This is a genomic window from Mesorhizobium erdmanii USDA 3471 (assembly GCF_000472705.1).
GTDB lineage: Bacteria > Pseudomonadota > Alphaproteobacteria > Rhizobiales > Rhizobiaceae > Mesorhizobium > Mesorhizobium erdmanii.
The window spans coordinates 33,251-50,750 of record NZ_AXAE01000032.1 but is presented as its reverse complement, the minus strand read 5'-3'; the positions used below and the strand labels follow the sequence as shown (position 1 = coordinate 50,750).

Annotated in this window: 17 protein-coding genes; 9 read left to right on the top strand and 8 right to left on the bottom strand. The window is 64.0% G+C overall.

Going from position 1 to position 17,500, the window contains the following annotated elements:
- On the top strand, positions 1-1,371 hold the full coding sequence (locus A3AU_RS0124120; protein ID WP_027055176.1) for a chloride channel protein: 1,371 nt from the start codon (positions 1-3) through the stop codon (positions 1,369-1,371).
- 53 nt (positions 1,372-1,424) lie between these two features.
- On the opposite strand, the gene A3AU_RS0124115 is transcribed toward A3AU_RS0124120, so the two are convergent.
- From A3AU_RS0124115 to A3AU_RS0124105, 3 genes are all read right to left on the bottom strand, one after another.
- The gene (locus tag A3AU_RS0124115) at positions 1,425-1,928 is read right to left on the bottom strand and encodes an invasion associated locus B family protein (protein ID WP_027055175.1); all 504 of its coding nucleotides are present in this window, start codon (positions 1,926-1,928) and stop codon (positions 1,425-1,427) included.
- Between the two features lie 273 nt (positions 1,929-2,201).
- Complete coding sequence (locus A3AU_RS0124110; RefSeq protein ID WP_027055174.1) at positions 2,202-2,564, bottom strand: YkvA family protein; 363 nt, start codon at positions 2,562-2,564, stop codon at positions 2,202-2,204.
- A 433-nt stretch (positions 2,565-2,997) separates the two neighbouring features.
- Positions 2,998-3,291 carry a 4a-hydroxytetrahydrobiopterin dehydratase gene (locus A3AU_RS0124105; protein ID WP_027055173.1) on the bottom strand — a complete coding sequence of 98 codons (294 nt, stop codon included), beginning with the start codon at positions 3,289-3,291 and terminating at the stop codon, positions 2,998-3,000.
- A gap of 103 nt (positions 3,292-3,394) precedes the next feature.
- Here A3AU_RS0124105 and A3AU_RS1000000138260 point away from each other — a divergent pair, with 103 nt between their 5' ends.
- Positions 3,395-3,907, top strand: coding sequence for a low molecular weight protein-tyrosine-phosphatase (locus A3AU_RS1000000138260; protein ID WP_081709644.1), 513 nt, complete (start codon positions 3,395-3,397; stop codon positions 3,905-3,907).
- On the opposite strand, the gene thpR is transcribed toward A3AU_RS1000000138260, so the two are convergent.
- A complete protein-coding gene (gene thpR / locus A3AU_RS0124100; protein ID WP_027055172.1) occupies positions 3,811-4,407 on the bottom strand; it encodes an RNA 2',3'-cyclic phosphodiesterase in 597 nt (198 codons plus the stop codon). The genes A3AU_RS1000000138260 and thpR overlap by 97 nt on opposite strands.
- A 128-nt stretch (positions 4,408-4,535) precedes the next feature.
- The gene (locus tag A3AU_RS0124095; protein ID WP_027055171.1) at positions 4,536-5,180 is read right to left on the bottom strand and encodes an arylesterase; all 645 of its coding nucleotides are present in this window, start codon (positions 5,178-5,180) and stop codon (positions 4,536-4,538) included.
- Between the two features lie 86 nt (positions 5,181-5,266).
- Here A3AU_RS0124095 and A3AU_RS0124090 point away from each other — a divergent pair, with 86 nt between their 5' ends.
- The 4 genes from A3AU_RS0124090 to A3AU_RS0124075 all read left to right on the top strand — a co-directional run bounded on the left by A3AU_RS0124090 (position 5,267) and on the right by A3AU_RS0124075 (position 10,192).
- Positions 5,267-5,962: an ABC transporter ATP-binding protein gene (locus A3AU_RS0124090; protein WP_027055170.1), complete on the top strand. Its 696-nt coding sequence runs from the start codon at positions 5,267-5,269 to the stop codon at positions 5,960-5,962.
- On the top strand, positions 5,962-8,511 hold the full coding sequence (locus A3AU_RS0124085; protein ID WP_027055169.1) for an ABC transporter permease: 2,550 nt from the start codon (positions 5,962-5,964) through the stop codon (positions 8,509-8,511). The genes A3AU_RS0124090 and A3AU_RS0124085 overlap by 1 nt, the downstream gene beginning before the upstream one ends.
- Positions 8,512-8,727: 216 nt before the next feature.
- Positions 8,728-9,501, top strand: coding sequence for a Bax inhibitor-1/YccA family protein (locus tag A3AU_RS0124080; RefSeq protein ID WP_027055168.1), 774 nt, complete (start codon positions 8,728-8,730; stop codon positions 9,499-9,501).
- Positions 9,502-9,622: 121 nt separating this feature from the next.
- Positions 9,623-10,192: a GNAT family N-acetyltransferase gene (locus tag A3AU_RS0124075; protein WP_027055167.1), complete on the top strand. Its 570-nt coding sequence runs from the start codon at positions 9,623-9,625 to the stop codon at positions 10,190-10,192.
- A 51-nt stretch (positions 10,193-10,243) separates the two neighbouring features.
- On the opposite strand, the gene A3AU_RS0124070 is transcribed toward A3AU_RS0124075, so the two are convergent.
- Together A3AU_RS0124070 and A3AU_RS0124065 are read right to left on the bottom strand one after the other, a co-directional pair.
- Positions 10,244-10,630, bottom strand: a complete 387-nt coding sequence (locus A3AU_RS0124070) for a DUF2794 domain-containing protein (protein ID WP_027055166.1) — start codon at positions 10,628-10,630, stop codon at positions 10,244-10,246.
- Between the two features lie 574 nt (positions 10,631-11,204).
- Positions 11,205-11,990, bottom strand: coding sequence for a DUF1223 domain-containing protein (locus A3AU_RS0124065; protein WP_027055165.1), 786 nt, complete (start codon positions 11,988-11,990; stop codon positions 11,205-11,207).
- Between the two features lie 177 nt (positions 11,991-12,167).
- Between A3AU_RS0124065 and A3AU_RS0124060 the strand changes: the two genes are divergently transcribed.
- Entirely contained in the window at positions 12,168-12,848 is a 681-nt protein-coding gene (locus A3AU_RS0124060; protein WP_027055164.1) for a ceramidase domain-containing protein, read from the top strand.
- A 109-nt stretch (positions 12,849-12,957) separates the two neighbouring features.
- Here the strand turns inward: A3AU_RS0124060 and acnA are convergent, their stop codons facing one another.
- Positions 12,958-15,648 (bottom strand): aconitate hydratase AcnA, encoded by a 2,691-nt coding sequence (acnA, locus tag A3AU_RS0124055; protein ID WP_027055163.1) that lies wholly within the window; start codon positions 15,646-15,648, stop codon positions 12,958-12,960.
- Between the two features lie 285 nt (positions 15,649-15,933).
- Here acnA and ccmA point away from each other — a divergent pair, with 285 nt between their 5' ends.
- Positions 15,934-16,542, top strand: coding sequence for a heme ABC exporter ATP-binding protein CcmA (gene ccmA, locus A3AU_RS0124050; RefSeq protein WP_027055162.1), 609 nt, complete (start codon positions 15,934-15,936; stop codon positions 16,540-16,542).
- Between the two features lie 212 nt (positions 16,543-16,754).
- Positions 16,755-17,420, top strand: coding sequence for a heme exporter protein CcmB (gene ccmB / locus A3AU_RS0124040; protein WP_027055160.1), 666 nt, complete (start codon positions 16,755-16,757; stop codon positions 17,418-17,420).
- Positions 17,421-17,500 lie beyond the last annotated feature (80 nt).

Below are 17,500 nucleotides of genomic sequence, written 5' to 3'. Positions count from 1 at the left end.
ATGGCCGGCACATCGCGAAAATTTCCCATGCTGCGGCGTTCGCGCGCCATGCTCGGCTCACGGCGCGTCTGGCAGCCGCGGCTGGTGTTCTGGGCCGGCGCGATCGGCATCGGTGTGATCAGCGTGTTGTTCGCGGTCCTCGCAGACAAGGCACAGGCGCTGTTCCACCTGATGATCGGCGACCTGATGATTGGTGACAGGCACAGCTGGCGTTTCTATCTGCCGCTCATCGTCACGCCGCTGGGTTTCGTGCTGTGCGCGTGGCTGGCATATGCCTTCTTTCCCGGCTCGCAAGGCAGCGGCATTCCGCAGGCGATCGCCGCTCGGCACCTGCGCGACGACGAAGACCGCAGCCACATCCTGTCGCTGAAGCTGGTGGTGGGCAAGATCGTGCTCACCATCGTGGGTCTGTTCTGCGGCGCTTCCATCGGCCGCGAGGGTCCGACCGTACAGGTCGGCGCATCGCTGATGCTGCAGGCGGCGCGCTGGGGCGGGATGGCGCAGGCGCGCGGGCTGATCCTGGCCGGTTCCGCCGCCGGCATCGCCGCCGCCTTCAACACGCCACTCGCCGGCATCGTCTTCGCCATCGAGGAAATGGGCCGGACATATGAAGCACGCACCAACGGGCTGGTGCTGACGGCGGTGATCCTGGCTGGCCTCGCCTCGCTCGGACTGCTCGGCAACTACACCTATTTCGGCGTTTCGAAGGACACGATCTCGTTTGCAGTCGAATGGCCGCTGGTGATCGCCTGCGGCGTCATCGGCGGCGGCTTCGGCGCGCTGTTCTCGCTGCTGGCGCTGAAGGTCACGCGGCGGATCCGGCGCTGGCACACGCAGCAGCCCTTGCAGCGCGCCTTGCTGGTGGCCGCCGTCTGCGGGCTCGGCGTCGCGGTGATCGGCATCGCCTCGGGCGGACTGACCTTCGGCACCGGCTACGCACAGGCGCGCGGCGCCGTCGAAGGCACGCCGCTGCCATGGTTCTTCTTTGCCGAAAAATTCGCGGCCGGTTTGCTGTCGATGGTCTCAGGCATTCCCGGCGGTATCTTCGCGCCGTCGCTGGCGGTCGGCGCCGGTATCGGCAGTTCGCTCGGTCTCATCCTTGGTGCCAGCACCGGTGCGGCGGCGCTGCTCGGCATGGCCGGCTATTTCGCCGGCGTGGTGCAGGCGCCGATGACGGCTTTCGTCATCATCCTCGAGATGACCGGAAATCATGACAATGTCATCGCACTGATGCTGGCTTCGATGCTCGGCTATGGCACGGCGCGCATGATCTCGCACGAGCCGCTCTATCACGCGCTGTCACGGGTCTTCATCGCCGAGGCGATCCGGCGCCGGCGAGCGGAAGCCGCGCCAGAACAAGGCCATGGCTGAAAGCAAAGGCCGGGCTTTGCGGCCCGGCCCTTGGTCTCAAAAAGAGGCTTTGCCTATTTGCACTTGGCGATCGACGTCAGCGCCGCCGAGATGCCCTTCAGCGAGAAGACATAGGAGGTCGGGTTGCCGCGGCCGGACTTCGCCGTCACCTTCATGTCGGTGCCGGTCTTCATGGCCGCGATCAGCACCGGTTCCTCGGCGGCGTTCTCGACCCAGGCCGACTTGCCGCGCGTGAACATCGAGAACGACTTCTTGTCGATCGTGACGGTGGCCTTGGAACCTTCCTGGAAATTGTAGCCGGCGATGAACTGCGGCTCATAGGACACCTGCTGGCCGGGCCGCTGGCTGACGAAGAAGAACATGTCGCCATGGTCGAGCGTCGGCGGCTGCTTGTCGGTCGGCACGGTCAAGACATAACAGACCTTGCCGCCCGACGCCTGGTAGCTGTAGGTGCCCCAGGCATTGTGCTGGCCGATCTTGGTCGCCTGCTGCGCCAGCGCCGGCGCTGCGAAGGCCACCAGGGCCAGACTCGAGACTACTGCAATCAATCCGCGCATCGTTTTTCCCGTATTCCAAATGGTGCGGAGGCGGGCCGCATGGCGTCCTGCCGTCGCTTCATTTTGATTTAATCTGGGTTACCAAACGGTGAATTTCCCTCAACAAAAGGACGCTCACCCCAGGAAACCGCCGCCATTCCCGCGCCGCCGCGTTGTCAGCGGCCGGCGCGACGTCCCTTCGGCGACTTGGAGGCCACGAAAGCGGCAAGAGTTTGACTTTTCAGCCAGCCGCCGGGCCGCTCCGTCAGGAAGGCTCGTGCGGCGCAAAGACGCTCAGCCCTTGTCGGCGATGGCGTCCTTCGCAGCCTGCCGATGCGCCGGCGTGATGTGGGCGCCGACGGCGGTGATCGCGGCGGTCAGTACGGCGATGTCGTCGGTGAAACCGAGGCCGAAAATGAAGTCGGGGATGAGGTCCACAGGCAGGACGAAGTAGCCAAGTGCCGCCACCAATATGCCCTTGGCGCGCAACGGCGTGTTCTTGTCCATGGCGCAATAGTACGCGGCGACGACCTCTTCCATGAACGGTATCTGCCGCGCGGCCTTCTTGGCGGTGCGCCAGAATTTCTCGCGCACTTCGCTCTCACCGCCCAGCTTGTCGCCGAAGCCGAAGAAATCAAAACCGGGTTGTTGCGCCATCAATCACTCCTTGCGGGTCGCCACGCGCGTCCTGGCGCATGCCTCGCGATGGAAAATGTGGTGAAAGGGGAACCCGGCTGCAAGATGCCGGTGCGATTACCTGACCGAAATCGGAACGGATGCTTTTCGGTTTGCGTGAAGCTCAGGTCGCTCCGGTTGGCCAGCGCCAACTTTGGAGATTGGCTGAAACACCTCTCTCGTCGTCATCCACGGGCGAAGCAAGGAGCGAAAGCGACGCGGCGCAGACCCCTGGAGCTGCTCTCGCAGCCCAAGGGATCCATGCCGGGATTCCAACGCATCGCCGCGGTCCAGAATTCTGCTCCGCTGTGCCCCAAGTCGAGGTCACGGAATGGACCCCAGGATCTCCGCGACTCCGCGACTTCGCCCTAGATGACAAAGGTGGGGTTGCGGCCGCGACAAAGCCCGCACCAAACTAACCGGCGTATCCGTTCATCTTCTTCGCCAGCGCAATGTCGAGCGCGGTGACGCCGCCGGCGTCGTGCGTGTTCAGCGTCACGTCGACCGTCTTGTAGACATTCGACCAGTCGGGATGATGGTCCATCTTCTCGGCTGCCAGTGCGACGCGGGTCATGAAGGCGAAGGCTTCGGAAAAATTCTTGAAGACGAAGCTGCGCCTGATCGAGGCGCCGTCGGTGGCCAGCGACCAGCCGCCGAGTTCGGCAAGGGCAATGGTGATGGCGTCCTTGCTGAGTTTCTCTCTCGTCATGATGATTTCCCGTGCTATCTCGAATTTGGCCTCAGCATACTGCAAGTCGCCCAAAAGTGTTTTGCGGTTTTGGGGTTCCACATGCACGAACGGCGCATATCGAATGAGCATAAAGCCGATAAATTCCATTCTTTTCGTCTGTCTCGGCAACATCTGCCGGTCGCCGCTGGCCGAGGGCGTCTTTCGCGCCGTTTGGGCGGAGCGTGGCCGGGGCCGCGGTATGGTGCTCGATTCGGCGGCCACCAGCGGCTGGGAGGTCGGCTCGCCTCCCGATCCGCGCTCGATCGCGATTGCCTTGCGTCACGGCATCGATATTTCCGGGCAGAAGGCGCGCAAGGTCAGTCTGGAGGATTTCTCCCGTTTCGATCTGATCCTCGGCATGGACCGCTCCAATGTCGCCGATCTCAAGACGCTGGCGCCCGTGCCTGACCGGGTGCACCTGTTTTTAGAGTTCGCGCACGGACAGGCGCGCGACGTACCCGATCCCTATTATGAGGACCAGCAAGCCTTTGCCGAGGTCTATCGCATGATCCGCGAAGCGTCGGAGGCGCTGGCGACACGGCTTGCGGCGCGGGCATCGGTGCCGGACAGCGGCCAGGCCTCTTCGACGATATAGGGGCCGCCGCCGACCGAATCGCGCGACGACATCAGCACGAAGCGGCCGATGCGGAACGGCATTGTCGAGAAATTGCCACGCGCCGACAGATATTGGGCGACATCCAGCGGGCTCGAGTTGCGCAGCCTCGCCAAAGTGATGTGCGGCGTGAACTTGCGCGGATCGGCGGCCAGGCCAAGCCGCTGGCAGATGCGGTCGATCTCGCCCTGCAGGGCGCTCAGATCCGGTGACGGGGTGACGCCGGCCCATACAGCGTGCGGCTTTTTCTGGCCGAAAGCGCCGACGCCGGACAAGGTCAGCGAGAACGAGGGGCGGTGGACGCGGTCCAGCGCGTTGGCGATCTCGTCGGCGACATGGCCCTCGACATCGCCGATGAAGCGCAGCGTCAGATGGTAGTTTTCGACGTCGATCCAGCGGGCCCCGGGCAGGCCGCCCCGGAGCAGGGACAGCGAAAGGGCAGCGTCACGCGGAATTTCGAGGGCGGTGAAAAGACGCGGCATGAAGAGCCTCCCTTCCTCGAATCGAACTGTCATCCATAGCGAATCATCGATAGTCAAACGGAGCAAGAGGTTTGTTGGTCACAGTCCTTGTCAAAAAGCTTCCCTAACGGAAACAGGTCCAGTCGGCCTCACGAACCTCCCGATGCCGCCGCGATGACCTTTTCGACGGTGGGCAGGATGCGTTCGACCATCTTGTCGACGCCCTGGGCATTCGGATGCATTCCGTCCTCGAGTTGCAGGCCAGGCTGGCCGGCAACGCCGTCGAGAAAGAACGGGTAGAGCGAAACATCGTATTTCCCGGCCAGATGCGGAAAGATGGCGTCGAAGCTGTTTTGATAGTCCGCACCGAGATTGGGCGCGGCGCGCATGCCGGCCAAGAGCACGGCAATCTTGCGCTCCTTCAGCTTGCCTAGCATCTCATCGAGGTTCTTTTGCGTGATGTCGGGCGAGACGCCGCGCAGCATGTCGTTGGCGCCGAGTTCGAGGATGACCAGCCGGGTGCCGTCCGGCACCGACCAGTCGAGCCGCGCCAGGCCGCCGCTCGTGGTGTCACCGGAAACGCCGGCATTGGCGACGGTCACATCATGGCCCCTGGCCTGAAGGGCGGCCTGCAACTTGTCGGTAAAACCCTCCCCGGGTCCGAGGCCAAAGCCAGCCATCAAGCTGTCACCGAAGCCGACGATCTTGAACGGCTCGGCCCGCGCCGACGAAATGGCGCCGCAAATGGCGAGGAGAACGATCAAGCCTGCGGCTATCTGGCGTTTGAAAGACATGCGGCAGGCCCCATATGACAGAAAACTCTTCCGGCGACGGCTTCCGGCAAGCAGAGCCATCATCCCTGATATAGGACGCTTTCATTTTGACAGAAGCCGTCATCGCGTTGAAAGACGTATCCCTGACACTCGGCGAAGGCGCTTCGTCGGTCCACGTGCTGAAGGGCGTCAGCCTCGAGGTGGCGCTCGGCGAGGCCACCGGCATCGTCGGTCCGTCGGGGTCCGGCAAGTCGACCTTGCTGATGGTGCTGGCGGGACTGGAACGGGTCGATTCGGGAACGGTACGGATCGTCGGCGAGCTGCTCAACGGCAAAAGCGAGGACCGGATTGCTTCGTTTCGTGGCCGAAACATTGGCATCGTGTTCCAATCCTTCCATCTCATCCCCAACATGACGGCGCTCGAAAATGTCGCGGTGCCGCTGGAATTGGCCGGCCATGCCGATCCGTTTTCGGTGGCGGCGCGAGAACTGGCTGCGGTCGGCCTCTCCGACCGCGTCACCCACTATCCCGGCGAACTCTCCGGCGGCGAACAGCAGCGCGTGGCGATCGCCCGGGCGCTGGCGCCGTCGCCGCGCATCCTCATCGCCGACGAGCCGACCGGCAATCTCGACCAGGCAACGGGGCGGCAGGTCGCCGACCTGCTGTTCGCCAAGGCGGCGGAGCGCGGCATGACGCTGGTCCTGGTCACCCACGATCCCGCGCTCGCGGCGCGCTGCACGCGCCAGGTTTCGATGCGCTCGGGAGGGATCGAGGCGCCGGCGCCCTTGAAGGTCACTGCCTGATGCCGCTGGCGCAGACGCTGAAGCTCGCGGTCCGCTTCTCGCTGCGCGAGATGCGCGGCGGCCTGTCCGGCTTCCTGATCTTCCTCGCCTGTATCGCGCTCGGCGTCGCGGCGATCGGCGGCGTCAATTCGGTCGCGCGCTCGATCAGTGCCGGCGTCGCCGACCAGGGCCAGACGCTGCTCGGCGGCGATCTTCGTTTCCAGATCAACCAGCGCGACGCCAGCCAAGCGGAGCGCGGATTCCTCGATGGGTTGGGCACCGTTTCACGCACCGCCAGCATGCGCTCGATGGCGCGTCTGGCCGACGGTTCGGACCAGGCGCTGGTCGAGGCGAAGGCGGTCGATGAAGCATATCCGCTCTACGGCATGCTGGAAACCGAGCCGAAGCTGTCGAAGCAGGAACTGTTCGGCGAGGAGTTTGGCGTCTTCGGTGCGGCGGCGCCCGATCTGTTGTTCGAACGGCTGCATCTCAAGCTCGGCGACCGGCTGAAACTCGGCACCGCCACGTTCGAACTGCGGGCCAGGCTGGTCACCGAACCGGACGCCGTGTCCGACGGTTTCGGCTTCGCGCCAAGGCTGATGATCTCGACCGAAGGCCTGGCCGCCACCGGACTGGTGCAGCCGGGAAGCCTGGTCGAAAATGCCTACAAGGTGCGGCTGCCCGCCGACGCCGACGAGGCGCGGCTCAAGGCCATCCAGGATCAGGCCGCGAAGGATTTTCCCGAGGCCGGCTGGTCGATCCGCACGCGTGGCGATGCAGCACCCGCGCTGTCGTCCAACATCGAACGCTTCTCGCAATTCCTGACGCTGGTCGGGCTGACGGCGCTGGTGGTCGGCGGCGTCGGCGTCGCCAATGCGGTGCGCGCCTATCTCGACGGCAAGCGCGGCGTCATCGCCACTTTCAAGAGCCTCGGCGCTTCCGGCGGCTTCGTCTTTGCCGTCTATCTCGTGCAGATCCTGATCATTGCCGCGCTCGGCATCGTTGCCGGCCTGGTGCTTGGCGCGCTGATGCCTTTCGTGGCAAGTGCCGCACTTCAATCCATCATTCCGGTACCAGCGGAGGGCGGCTTCTATCCGGGCGCGCTCGGCATGGCGGCGCTGTTCGGCCTTTTGGTGACGCTGGCCTTCGCGCTGCTGCCGCTCGGCCGCGCCCGCGATGTGCCCGCAACCGCACTGTTCCGGGAGATGGGGCTCGCAGGCCGTGGCTTGCCGCGTCCGATCTATCTCGCATCGGCCATAGGCATCGCGCTGCTGCTGGCCGCGCTGGCGATCCTGTTCTCCGGCGACCAGCGCATCGCCTCGATCTTCGTCGGCGCTACGATCTTTGCCTTCCTGGTGCTGCGCCTGGTCGGTGCGCTGGTTCAGTGGGTCGCCAAAAACAGCCCGCGCGTGCGTTTCGTGGCGCTCAGGCTGGCCGTCGGCAACATCCATCGGCCTGGCGCGCTGACGCCGTCGGTGGTGCTGTCGCTGGGGCTCGGGCTGACACTGCTGGTGACGCTGGCGCTGATCGACGGGAATCTGCGGCAGCAGATCTCCGGCAGCCTGCCGGAGCGGGCGCCGAACTTCTTCTTCGTCGACATTCAGGGCAGCGATGTCGATGCCTTCTCCGCGCTGATCGGCAAAGAGGCGCCGCAGGGAACCCTGGCCAAGGTGCCGATGCTGCGCGGCCGGGTGATGGCGCTTAACGGCGTCGATGTCGACAAGGTCAAGGTGCCGGCCGAAGGCGCCTGGGTGCTGAAAGGCGATCGCGGCCTGACCTATGACGCCAGGCAACCGCAAAATGCGACGCTGACCGAGGGCAAATGGTGGCCGGACAATTATGCCGGGGAGCCGCTGGTTTCGTTCTCGGCACAGGAAGGCAAGGAGATAGGGCTGAAGCTCGGCGACACCGTCACCATCAATGTGCTTGGCCGCAACGTGACGGCCAGGATCGCCAATTTCCGCCAGGTCCAATGGGAAACGATGGGCATCAATTTCGTCATGGTGTTCTCCCCCAACACTTTTGCCGGCGCGCCGCATGGCTGGATGGCGACGCTGACCGAAAAGAGTGCCACCACGGCCGACGACGCGCGCATCCTCAATGCCGTCACCCGCGCCTTTCCGGCGGTGACGACAGTGCGGGTCAAGGACGCGCTCGACGTCGTCAACCGGCTGGTCGGCCAGCTCGGCACGGCGATCCGCGCCGCGGCCGGGGTGGCGCTGATCGCCTCGGTGCTGGTGCTGGCCGGCGCGCTGGCCGCCGGCAACCGCGCCCGCATCCACGACGCGGTGGTGCTGAAGACGCTCGGCGCCACCAGGAGAACGCTGATCGCGGCATTCTCGCTCGAATACATGCTGATCGGCCTGGCCACGGCTGTCTTCGCCCTGGCGGCCGGCGGCATCGCGGCCTGGTACATCGTCGCCCGCATCATGACCCTACCGTCGCATTTCATGCCGGAGGTGGCGGTGGCGACCATCGTCTTTGCGCTGGTGATCACGGTCGGCATCGGCCTCGCCGGCACATGGCGGGTGCTTGGCCACAAGGCAGCACCGGTGCTTCGCGCCCTCTAAAGCGGCCATCTCGGATTAAATCTTGGTAAGGATGCGGGCTGGAAAGCCCCGGAAACCGCGATTTGGGCCCTCACGAACCGTTACATGCCGTTACGGTCTTGTTCTTGACGCGAATAACCATCATATTTCGCCACAGGCATGCTGGAGTCCCGCCAGCGGCGCCTGGGCCCGCAAGAGGCCCGACACCGGACGGGACAGAAGCAATAGAGGATTCCAATGGCTGATCCCATTCGCAACTATCAGACGTCGGCGGTGCCCGGCGTTCGCGCAGACATCGATCAGGGCCTGCGCGCCTACATGATCAAGGTCTACAATCTGATGGGGCTCGGCCTCGTCATCACCGGCCTTGCCGCCATCGGCACGATCATGCTGGCCACCACCACCGATCCGGCCTCGGCTGTCGCAACGCTGCCGAGTGGCGAAATGCTGACCTCCTTCGGCTACGCGATCTTCGGCTCGCCGCTGCGCTGGGTGGTGATGCTGGCGCCGCTGGCCGCCGTGTTCTTCCTGTCGTTCAGGATCCAGTCGATGAGCGTCGCCGCCGCGCAGACCACGTTCTGGGTCTATGCCGGCCTCGTCGGCCTGTCGCTGTCGTCGATCTTCCTGGTCTACACCACGGCCAGCATTTCGCAGACCTTCTTCGCCACCGCGGCCGCCTTCGGCGCGCTGTCGCTGTTCGGCTACACGACCAAGCGCGACCTGACGGCGATGGGCTCGTTCCTGATCATGGGCGTGTTCGGCATCATCATCGCGATGGTGATCAATATCTTCCTGCAGTCGTCGGCGCTGTCCTTCGCCGTCTCGGCGATCGGCGTGCTGGTGTTCGCCGGCCTCACCGCCTACGACACGCAGAAGATCAAGGAAATGTATTTCGACGGAGACGCTTCCGATGTCGCCGGCCGCAAGGCCATCATGGGCGCGCTGAGGCTCTATCTCGACTTCATCAACCTGTTCATGTTCCTGCTGCAGTTCATGGGCGACCGCCGTTAAGGCAGTCCGCATCGTGGTCTGACTGGACCATCGGGTTTGGAAGGGGCGGCCCAACGGCCGCCCTTTTCTTTTGCGCCGGCGTTTGCTGTTATCCGAGGCAGACAGAAGGCTTGCATAAAGAATGAGCAATACCGTGATTCGGACGGCCAGGGCGGACGACCTCGATGCCATCACCGAAATCTACGCCGACGCGGTGACGCATGGCACGGCGAGCTACGAACTGGAGCCGCCCAGCCGAGCCGAGATGGGCACGCGATTCGCCACTCTCACGGCCGGCGGCTTCCCGTATCTGGTGGCGCAGAAGGACGGCGCGGTGCTGGGCTATGCCTATGCCGGCGCCTTCCGGCCACGCCCGGCCTATCGCTTCATCGTCGAGGATTCGGTCTATGTCGCGCCCGAGGCCAAGGGCCAGGGTGTCGGTCTCCAGCTGATGAAGAGCCTGATCGCCGCGGCCGAGGTGGCAGGCTTCCGCCAGATCGTCGCGGTGATCGGCGACGGTCATCCCGACAGCGCCTCGGTGAGGCTGCACGAAAAGCTCGGCTTTCGTCATTCGGGCCGGCTCGAAGGCTCCGGCTACAAGCATGGACGCTGGCTGGATACGGTGTTCATGCAGCTGTCGCTGAATGGCGGCGCGTCGGTCGCGCCCGATCCGGATTCGTTGCCGGAACGGAGATTTCGGGAGGGAAGGTAATTGAAAGGAAGGGAGTTGAAGACTGACGGATGTCCTCTTTCGCCTTCCAGCTCAAGCCTCGACAACCCTGAGCTTGCTGTCGAAGACGCCAAGCACGCGGCCAAGCTCCTGGCCGCGTTTGAGGATGCGCCCGCCGGCAGCGATGACGGCGAAGGCGCCCTGTTTGCGGGCCAGTTTCGGATCCTTGACGATCTGGAACAGCGGCACTTCGCTGGCGCGGCGGAAGACGGAAAACACCGCCCTGTCGGTGAGATGGTCGATGGCGTAGTCGCGCCATTCATTGGCGGCGACCATGCGTCCGTAGAGCCTGAGGATCTGGTCCAGTTCACGCCGATCGAAGCGCACCGGCTGGTCGAGGCGTGCGCTGCGCGCCTCGTGCAGCGGGATCAATATCGCGGATGCGTCACCATCCCCCGTCCCGCCGCTGTCGTCAGTCATGCCTCGATCCTTCAAAATGAATCTTTGCCAACCAAAATTGGCCCCTTCGCGCTGCAATTGCAAGAGCCGTGGCGAGAGGGCAGGGGTGCGCGGTTTCCGATGCGTCCAGTCACTTTTGTAACGTTGCTTGTTGGAATTGGTGATGCTTCGCCACATTTCTGCCTTTTTTTATCCGCGCTCATGCCCCAATGTCCGACGAATTTAGCGGCGTTGCCTGAGACGGTTCGGTCCGGCACCGGCTCGTAAACCCCAAGCCCCCCGCCCACGGGTCTGCGTCGGATCGAACCAACCTCGGTTTTTCCTCGGAAGAATCGGGTGCGACGATCCCAAAACCTAAATGACCGGCGTCAGAAGCAAGCTGACGTCGGTTTTTTGTTGAGCGGGTTCCGGCGCCGCCTGTCCCTCTCCCCTTGCGGGAGAAGGTGGCCTCGCGAAGCTAGGTCGGATGAGCGGTGTTCCAGCCTGGCGATTGCTTGAAATGGTCGCCGCCTCATTCCGTCACGCACCCCTCAACCGTTTCGGCGCTGCGCGTCGATCCACCCTTCTTCCACAAGGGAGAAGGACAAGGGCGTCTCTACGGCTTATGAACAACGGCGGCGCCGAGGATGGGCCCCGGCATGCCGTCCCTGCCGACGGACTGCAACAGCACGGCGCAACCGCCCTTTTTGGTTATCTCGCTCAGCGGCAATTCATAGCGTTGCGCCTTGCCGTGCCACATGCCGGCGGTCTGGATGCCGGTGACCGCGTTCCAGTAGGTCATCTTGCGGCCAGAATTCTCGCCCTGGGCGATCTTGATCGTCTGCGGCGCATCGAAATAGACGATCACGACATGGGCGTCGCTCGGACCGGCGCCGGCATCGCCGGCATCGATGATCACGCGGTCGCTGGTGCGGCTGACCTTGACCGGCACATGCATGCCTTCGCCGGATCTCGCCATACGGGCCAGCGCGCCGTCGACCTCACCGCGATTGGCGCCGTTGACGTGGACACGGCCATTGAGCACTGCCTGTGGCGTATAGACCGAGCGGCTGCCGAAGGCACGCATGTAGTCATTTTGCCGCTCGGTGTTTTCCTTGCGGCTCAGCGTGTCCTTCCAGCCGAGATAGTCCCAATAGTCGACGTGATAGGAGAGCGCGACGATGTCTTCCTTGGTGGCGAGTTCGGCGAAGAATGCATCGGCCGGCGGGCAGGAACTGCAGCCCTGGCTGGTGAACAGTTCCACCACGCCGAGCGGCTTGTCGGGTAGGGATTTTTCGGCCTGAGTTCTTTCGGCCTCGCCGGCATGGCCGGCACCGGCAAAAGCCGGTAAGGCCAGCGCAAAAGCCGCCAGCCAAAGTGATCTTCGCCAGGCCATGATCATTCCAATTCCCGCCGGTGGCGCCGGCTTTGTTCTGATTGTCTGAAATATGTGGCAGAAGCGGAAGTCAACGGGAAGTCACGTTGCGGTGAAATTTTGCCATTGCAGCCACAGGTAAGGCCGCAATAGGAGAGACACTGCATTTCACGGCGCGGTTCGATTGGGAGTGGCATCATCACCATGTGGCAAACTCTCCTGACCCCGGTCGGTCTCTATTGCGAGCGGACCGGGCCGGAACTTTGGGCCGAGCCGACGAATGCTTTGACCAACCTCGTTTTCATTGCGGCAGGATTATGGGGTGTGCGGGAAGTACGGCGGTGCAAGGCCGGTACATTCGCCGAGGTGCTGGCCTGGTGGGTGGTGGCGATCGGCGTCGGCTCGACCATATTCCATACCTTTGCCACCAGGGGCACGATCTGGGCCGATATCCTGCCGATCGCCGGCTTCACACTCGCCTATACGCTGCTCAACCTGCGTCGCTTCCTCGGCATGGGCTGGGGCAAGGCGACCGCGATCTTCGTCGTCTTCTACGCAGTGGCCGGCGCGCTCACCTTCGCCGTGCCGGACTGGCTGCGCCAGGCGTCGAACGGCACGACGAGCTACCTGCCGCCATTCCTGGCGCTCGCCTTCTTTGGCATCTGGGTGACGGCCACCGGCAACCGGGCCGGCTGGTACAATCTGACGGGGTCGGCGATCTTCGTCGTGTCCGCCATCTGCCGCATGATCGACCCGATGGTCTGCGCCAGCTTTCCGCTCGGCACGCACTTCCTCTGGCACATCTTCAACGGGCTGATGCTGGGGGTGCTGCTGGCGGCGACGGCGCGGTATGGGGCGCCGAAAGGGAGGATAGTAGGGCAGTAGGGCAGTAGGGCAGTAGGGCAGTAGGGCAGTAGGGCAGTAGGGCAGTAGGGCAGTAGGGTGTCCTCTTTCCTACTCCCTTACTGCCCTACTGCCTTATTCCCTTGCTGCCTTAGGCAGCCAAGTCTCGCAGCACGTATTGCAAAATGCCGCCGTTCTTGAAGTAGTCGAGCTCATCCAGCGTATCGATGCGGCAGATGATCGGCACGTTCTTCACCGTGCCGTCGCCATAGGTGATCCTGGCGGTCATCGTCTGGCGCGGCTTGATGGCACTCAGGCCGTCGATCTCGACCAGTTCGTCGCCCTTGAGGTTGAGCGAGGCCCATGAGGTGCCTTCCTCGAAGACGAAGGGGATGACGCCCATGCCGACCAGGTTCGAGCGATGGATGCGCTCGAAGGACTGGGCGATGACGGCGCGGACACCGAGCAGGTTGGTGCCCTTGGCCGCCCAGTCGCGCGACGAGCCGTTGCCGTATTCGACGCCGGCGAAGATGATCAGCGGCACGCCCTCCTTCTTGTATTCCATCGCCGCGTCGTAGATCGATTCCTCTTCCTTACTGGGGTAGTGGATGGTGTAGCCGCCTTCCCTGCCGTTCTCGCCCAGCATGTGGTTGCGGATGCGGATGTTGGCGAAGGTGCCGCGCATCATCACTTCATGGTTGCCGCGCCGCGTGCCGTACTGGTTGAAGTCGGCGACGCCGACGCCATGATCGGTGAGGTACTTGCCGGCCGGGGAAGCGGCCTTGATCGAACCCGCCGGTGAGATGTGATCGGTGGTGATCTTGTCGCCGAACAGGCCGAGCACGCGGGCGCCCTTGATGTCGCCGATCTTGCCGAACCCGGCGGTCATGCCTGCGAAATAGGGCGGGTTCTGCACATAGGTCGAATTGTCGTCCCAGGCATAGGTCTGGCCTTCCGGCGCCTGGACCTTCTGCCAGTGTTCGTCACCCTTGAAGACGTCGGCATATTTGCGGGCGAACAGCTCGCGGGTGACGTTCTTCTCGATGAACTCCTGGATCTCGGCCGAGCTCGGCCAGATATCCTTGAGGTAGACCGGGTTGCCGTTCCTGTCCTCGCCGAGCGGCTCTGACGTGAGATCCTTTGTCACGGTTCCAGCCAGCGCGTGCGCCACGACCAGCGGCGGCGAGGCGAGGTAGTTTGCCTGGACGTCGGGCGAGACGCGGCCTTCGAAATTGCGGTTGCCGGAGAGCACCGCGGCGGCGATCAGCCCTTTCTCGTTGATGGTCTTGGAGATCGGCGCCGGCAGCGGGCCGGAATTGCCGATGCAGGTGGTGCAGCCGAAGCCGACCAGGTTGAAGCCGATCTGGTCGAGCTCCTTCTGCAGGCCCGACTTCTCCAGATATTCGGCGACCACCTGGCTGCCCGGCGCCAGCGAGGTCTTGACCCACGGCTTCTGCTTGAGGCCGAGGCGGTTGGCGTTGCGCGCCAGGAGGCCCGCGCCGATCAGCACGCTCGGGTTCGAGGTGTTGGTGCAGGAGGTGATGGCGGCGATGACGACGTCGCCATGGCCGAGATCATGGTCGGTGCCTTCGACGGCGTAGCGCTTGGAAATCTCGGCGGCTTTCTTGTATTCGGTCTCCATGGCCTTGGCGAAGCCAGCCGGGATGCCTTCCAGCGCGACGCGGCCTTCGGGGCGCTTGGGGCCGGCCATCGACGGGACGACGCTGCTCAGCTCCAGTTCGAGCAGGTCGGTGAAGACCGGGTCGGCGGAGCCAGCCTCGCGCCACATGCCTTGCGCTTTCGAATAGGCTTCGACCAGCGCGATGCGGTCCTCGCTGCGGCCGGACATTGTCAGGTAACGGATGGTTTCCGAATCGACCGGGAAGAAACCGCAGGTCGCGCCATATTCCGGCGCCATGTTGCCGATGGTGGCGCGGTCGGCCAGCGTCATGTTGGAGAGACCGGGGCCGAAGAATTCGACGAACTTGCCGACGACGCCCTTCTTGCGCAGCATCTGGGTGACGGTGAGCACGAGGTCGGTGGCGGTGACGCCTTCCTTCAGCTTGCCGGTGAGGCGGAAGCCGATGACTTCGGGCAACAGCATCGAAACGGGCTGGCCGAGCATGGCGGCCTCGGCCTCGATGCCGCCGACGCCCCAGCCGAGCACGCCAAGGCCGTTGATCATGGTGGTGTGCGAATCGGTGCCGACGCAGGTGTCGGGATAGGCTGTCGTTTCGCCATCCTCGCTGTTGGTCCACACCACCTGGCCGAGATATTCGAGGTTGACCTGGTGGCAGATGCCGGTGCCGGGCGGCACGACGCGGAAGTTGCGGAAGGCCTGCTGGCCCCATTTCAGGAACTTGTAGCGTTCCTCGTTGCGCTCGTATTCGAGCTCGACATTGCGGGCGAAGGCCATCGGCGTGCCGAACTCGTCGACGATGACGGAGTGGTCGATGACGAGGTCGACGGGAACCAGCGGGTTGATCTTCTGCGGGTCGCCGCCGAGCGAGGCCATGGCGTCGCGCATGGCGGCGAGGTCGACCACGGCCGGAACGCCGGTGAAATCCTGCATCAGCACGCGGGCCGGGCGATAGGCGATCTCGACGCCGGCGGTGCCCTTGTCGGTCAGCCAGCCGGCAACCGCCTGGATACTCTCCTTGGTGACGGAGCGGCCGTCCTCGTTGCGCAACAGGTTCTCCAGCAGCACCTTCATCGAATAGGGCAGCTGGGCAATGCCGGTGAGGCCGTTCTTCTCGGCCTCGACGAGGTCGAAATAGATATATTCGGTGCCACCCGCGGTCAGTGTGCGGCGGCAATTGAAGCTATCGAGGGATTTTGACACGTGCGATCCGTCCTTGTCTGTTCAGCCTGAAAGGGAACGGACGCCGATGGCATGCAATCACGCGCAAAGGTGCGGGTACGGCCATTTCCGCTGTCCGTTCCCAAGCAACCCGAGCCGTTCAAGGCGGCGCGTGCGCTGGTTCGGCGCAAATTCTGTTCCCGCGCCGACCGCTGGCACGGATGCACCGCATATAGAGAATTTTCTGGAATAGTTCTAGACAGTTGGAGAGCAAATTTGTGCGATGCGGCAGCGCTCGCGAAACATTGTTTTCAGGGCAGGCGAGGGATGCGGCTTATCGCCGAAAATCTGGGCGGCGAACGCGGCGGCGAGACGGTTTTCTCCGGCCTCGGCTTTGCGCTCGAGGACGGGCAGGCGCTGGTGGTGACAGGGCCGAACGGGTCAGGCAAATCGACCTTGCTCAGGATCATCGCCGGGCTGCTGCCGAAGGCCGAAGGCCAGCTGCGGATCGAAGGGGGCGGCGACGACTTTCCTTCGATCGCCGCGGCCTGTCATTATCTTGGTCATCAGAACGCGATGAAGCCGGCGCTCAGCGTGGCGGAAAATTTGCGATTCTGGCGCGACTTCAATGGCGGTGGCGATTCGAGCGTCGAAGACGCGCTGGAAACCGTCGGGCTAGCCGGCATCGGCCATCTTCCGTTCGGCTACCTCTCGACAGGGCAAAGGCGCCGGGCGGCGATCGCCAAGCTTCTGGTCAGCCCTAGGCCGTTGTGGTTGCTCGATGAGCCGACAGCGGGGTTAGACAAGGCTTCGGAGGAGCGATTCGCGGGGCTGATGACGAGGCATTGCGCTGGGGGTGGGATGATCGTTGCGGCGACGCATTTGCCGTTAGGGCTGGAAGGGGCGAAGGAATTGAGGATGGGGCAGGCGTCTTGATGACAGCACTCTACGGCGCCCCCCTCTGTCCTGCCGGACATCTCCCCCACAAGGGGGGAGATCAGCTGTCTCCGGCGATTTCGCCAATGACCAGCGTCGTAAAGGTGAGCGGAGCGCCGAAGCTGCCAATCTCCCCACTCGTGGGGGAGATGTCCGGCAGGACAGAGGGAGGCGCGAAGGAACGCCAGCCTCAATTAGGGACCATATCGTAAATGTGGTCCCTCTTCGCCCGCGACATTCGCCTATCGATCCGCGCCGGCGGCGGTGCGCTGACCGGCGTGATCTTCTTCCTTGCCGTCATCGCCACCATTCCGTTCGGCGTCGGACCGGATTTGAAGCTGCTTGCCCGCATCGGTCCGGCGATCCTGTGGATCGGCGCGCTGCTTGCCTGCCTGCTCGGGCTCGACCGGCTGTTCCAGGCCGACCGCGAGGACGGCTCGCTCGATCTCCTGGTGCTTGGCAACGATCGCCAAATGCTGGCGCTGACGGTGCTGGTGAAATGCCTGGCGCATTGGGCGGGCAGCGTGCTGCCGCTGGTCATAGCCGCGCCGCTACTCGGCCTGTTCATGAACATGGAGCCGGTGGCAATAGGCGCCACGGCGCTGACGCTGCTGGTCGGCACGCCGGCCATCACCTTCATCGGGGCCGCTGGTGCCGCCGTGGCGGTGGCGCTGCCGCGCGGCGGGCTGTTGATCTCGGTGCTGGTGCTGCCGCTGACCATCCCGGTGCTGATCTTCGGCGTTTCGGCGAGCTACGGCGCAACTGCCGATCCCGACCCGTTCCTGCAGCCTTTCCTCATTCTTGCCGCGCTGACGTTGTTTCTTGCCGTGCTGGGTCCGGTTTCGGCAGCGCTGGCGCTGCGTCATGGAACGGATTGATGTGGCCGCAGCGTTATGAAGGCCGCGACGCGGCGTCCGATTGCGCAGCCTGTGGCGCGAAGCTAAGGAAGGCCATGATC

What these genes read in the sequence shown, in the direction of transcription:
- A3AU_RS0124060 (WP_027055164.1), top strand. Translation starts at nt 12,168, where the DNA reads ATGTGGCAAACTCTCCTGACCCCGGTCGGTCTCTATTGCGAGCGGACC.
- A3AU_RS0124105 (WP_027055173.1), bottom strand. Translation starts at nt 3,291, where the DNA reads ATGACGAGAGAGAAACTCAGCAAGGACGCCATCACCATTGCCCTTGCC.
- ccmA (WP_027055162.1), top strand. Translation starts at nt 15,934, where the DNA reads ATGCGGCTTATCGCCGAAAATCTGGGCGGCGAACGCGGCGGCGAGACG.
- A3AU_RS0124070 (WP_027055166.1), bottom strand. Translation starts at nt 10,630, where the DNA reads ATGACTGACGACAGCGGCGGGACGGGGGATGGTGACGCATCCGCGATA.
- A3AU_RS0124110 (WP_027055174.1), bottom strand. Translation starts at nt 2,564, where the DNA reads ATGGCGCAACAACCCGGTTTTGATTTCTTCGGCTTCGGCGACAAGCTG.
- A3AU_RS0124120 (WP_027055176.1), top strand. Translation starts at nt 1, where the DNA reads ATGGCCGGCACATCGCGAAAATTTCCCATGCTGCGGCGTTCGCGCGCC.
- A3AU_RS0124085 (WP_027055169.1), top strand. Translation starts at nt 5,962, where the DNA reads ATGCCGCTGGCGCAGACGCTGAAGCTCGCGGTCCGCTTCTCGCTGCGC.
- thpR (WP_027055172.1), bottom strand. Translation starts at nt 4,407, where the DNA reads ATGCCGCGTCTTTTCACCGCCCTCGAAATTCCGCGTGACGCTGCCCTT.
- A3AU_RS0124080 (WP_027055168.1), top strand. Translation starts at nt 8,728, where the DNA reads ATGGCTGATCCCATTCGCAACTATCAGACGTCGGCGGTGCCCGGCGTT.
- ccmB (WP_027055160.1), top strand. Translation starts at nt 16,755, where the DNA reads ATGTGGTCCCTCTTCGCCCGCGACATTCGCCTATCGATCCGCGCCGGC.
- A3AU_RS0124095 (WP_027055171.1), bottom strand. Translation starts at nt 5,180, where the DNA reads ATGTCTTTCAAACGCCAGATAGCCGCAGGCTTGATCGTTCTCCTCGCC.
- A3AU_RS0124075 (WP_027055167.1), top strand. Translation starts at nt 9,623, where the DNA reads ATGAGCAATACCGTGATTCGGACGGCCAGGGCGGACGACCTCGATGCC.
- A3AU_RS1000000138260 (WP_081709644.1), top strand. Translation starts at nt 3,395, where the DNA reads ATGAGCATAAAGCCGATAAATTCCATTCTTTTCGTCTGTCTCGGCAAC.
- A3AU_RS0124065 (WP_027055165.1), bottom strand. Translation starts at nt 11,990, where the DNA reads ATGATCATGGCCTGGCGAAGATCACTTTGGCTGGCGGCTTTTGCGCTG.
- A3AU_RS0124115 (WP_027055175.1), bottom strand. Translation starts at nt 1,928, where the DNA reads ATGCGCGGATTGATTGCAGTAGTCTCGAGTCTGGCCCTGGTGGCCTTC.